Source organism: Rhodococcus sp. P3_B8, assembly GCF_056402775.1.
In genome coordinates, this window is sequence record NZ_JBFUGT010000589.1 from 1 (window position 1) to 1,825 (window position 1,825).

Here is a 1,825-nt window from a genome sequence, read left to right on the forward strand (position 1 = left end):
AAAGACCACTCCGGGTGCCGAACCCAGATCCACAAGATGGTTCGGACTGAGTTCATCACCGCAACAGTCAATTCTCGGATAAAGACCACTCCGGGTGCCGAACCCAGATCCACAAGATGGTTCGGACTGAGTTCATCACCGCAACAGTCAATTCTCGGATACTCCGCCTCTACCGACTCTGCAACCTGAACAACCTTGCACCGCAGTACAACCGGTCGTCGGCGACGATCCAACACCACAATGCCCTCGCCGCTACGGCGCAACTCTATTCATGGTGCTACGCCTACGGGAACAGTTCCTCGCCCGAAACGCCCACAACCTCGCGCACGTTTACCCGCCGACGTCACACCCTGCGCGAACCGTAACAGGATGAAAGAAGCGGTCCATGTCACTCCCCACGGGCTCGAGGGTAGGAAACCTACCCTTCGAGCTGTCCAGCTTCGTCGGTCGCCGAAGCGAAGTCGCCGAGGTCAAACGCCTTCTCAGCGCATTCCGGCTCGTCACCCTCACCGGGTTCGGCGGGGTGGGACTGTCAGAACATCGGTGGATCCAGTTCTGGCGCATGAATCTAGATCACAGTTGGGGTGATACGGCCTTCGAATGTGATAGCAAACGCATTGAGGGCCGGCTTCCACCTCGTCACCCATCGTGCCCTTCCCTTACCCGTGGGGTCCAGCGCCCGGGTGGCGAGGTAGAGACACTTGAGCGCGGCCTGCTCGCTGGGGAAGTGGCCCCTCGCCCGCACCGACCGCCGGTAGCGCGCGTTGAGGGACTCGATCGCGTTCGTCGAGCAAATGACCCGGCGAATCTCGGGGTCGTAGTCGAGGAATGGCACGAACTCGCTCCAGGCGCTTTCCCACAGCCGGACGATCGCCGGATACCTCGGTCCCCATTTGCCGGCGAACTCGGTGAAACACTCCTTGGCCGCGGTCTCGTTGACTGCGGTGTATATCGGTCGCAGGTCCCGTGACATCTCGTCCCAGTATTGACGGGACGCATAGCGGAAGGTGTTGCGCAGGAGGTGGATCAGGCAGGTCTGCACTACCGTGAGTGGCCAAACGGCCGTGATCGCGTCGGGCAGCCCCTTGAGTCCGTCGCAGACGGCGATGCACACGTCGGCGACCCCGCGGTTGCGGATTTCCGTCAGGACGGCGAGCCAGAACTTGGCCCCCTCTCCGCCGTCACCTGCCCATAGTCCGAGGATCTCGCGTTCCCCTGCGGTGGTGACGCCGATGGCGACGTAGACGGGTCGGTTGGCGACCTGGCCGTCGCGGATCTTGACGTGGATGGCGTCGATGAACAGCACCGGATACACCAGGTCGAGGGGACGGACAGACCATTCGGTCATCTCCGTGAGGACCTTGTCGGTGATCTTGCTGATGGTCTCCTTCGAGACCGAAGCGCCGTAGACGTCGTCGAAGTGGGCCGCGATTTCGCCTGTGGTCAGGCCTTTCGCCGAGAGGGACAAGATGATTTCGTCGACCCCGGTCAGGCGTCGCTGCCGTTTCTTGACGATCTGCGGGTCGAACGAGGCGTCGGTGTCCCGTGGCACCTGGATCTGTACCGGCCCGATCTCCGTAAGCACGGTCTTTGTCCGCCGTCCGTTGCGGGAGTTCGCTCCGTTTCTCCCCTCGACCTGGTGTTTCTCGTAGCCGAGATGCTCGTCCATCTCGGCTTCGAGTGCGGTTTCGAGGACGTTCGCGGTGAGCTGGTTGAGCAGTCCGTTCGGGCCGACCAACTCGACGCCCTCGGCTTTGGCCTGGGCCAACAGTTGTTGGGCCAGCTTCTGGTGGTCAATCTTCGACTGATCCATGGGATCCAGTGT

The 1,825-nt window shown here is 61.8% G+C and carries 1 protein-coding gene and 1 pseudogene; one reads left to right on the top strand and one right to left on the bottom strand.

Annotated features, from left to right (window positions below; genetic code table 11):
• Positions 1-385 precede the first annotated feature (385 nt).
• A pseudogene (locus AC1D1G_RS44845) lies at positions 386-529 on the top strand (ATP-binding protein); the annotation flags it as partial.
• 39 nt (positions 530-568) lie between these two features.
• On the opposite strand, the gene AC1D1G_RS44850 reads toward AC1D1G_RS44845, so the two are convergent.
• Positions 569-1,813 carry an IS256 family transposase gene (locus AC1D1G_RS44850; protein ID WP_257015044.1) on the bottom strand — a complete coding sequence of 415 codons (1,245 nt, stop codon included), beginning with the start codon at positions 1,811-1,813 and terminating at the stop codon, positions 569-571.
• Positions 1,814-1,825: the final 12 nt, after the last annotated feature.

Coding starts and splice junctions, on each gene's coding strand:
- AC1D1G_RS44850 (WP_257015044.1), bottom strand. CDS start 1,813: ATGGATCAGTCGAAGATTGACCACCAGAAGCTGGCCCAACAACTGTTG.